Raw genomic sequence first — 314 nt, 5'->3', positions numbered from 1 at the left:
CCCCCCCCCCCCCCCCCCCCCCCCCCCCCCCCCCCCCCCCCCCCCCCCCCCCCCCCCCCCCCCCCCCCCCCCCCCCCCCCCCCCCCCCCCCCCCCCCCCCCCCCCCCCCCCTTTTAATGATCCGGCGACCACCGAGATCTACACTGTTCGCATTTCGTCGGCAGCGTCAGATGTGTATAAGAGACAGGGCCTGGCCTGCATCCCCGGGCGCGAAGCGGAATTTGCCCAGGGCATGGAACGCGCCGTGGCCTACGCCCGGGCCCTGGGCTGCCCGCGCATCCACGTCATGGCCGGGCTCAAGCCCGCAGGCGCCA

1 pseudogene is annotated in these 314 nt (G+C 77.4%); it reads left to right on the top strand.

The annotated features are described in order from the left end of the window. A pseudogene (locus JHD82_RS30165) lies at positions 1 to 314 on the top strand (hypothetical protein); the annotation flags it as partial.

Origin of the sequence: Delftia sp. ASV31 (assembly GCF_016428765.1) — a bacterium.
In the GTDB taxonomy this organism is placed as follows: Bacteria; Pseudomonadota; Gammaproteobacteria; order Burkholderiales; family Burkholderiaceae_C; genus Comamonas; species Comamonas acidovorans.
The sequence above is the reverse complement of the archived record's forward strand: the minus strand, read 5'-3'. Positions and strand labels throughout refer to the sequence as shown.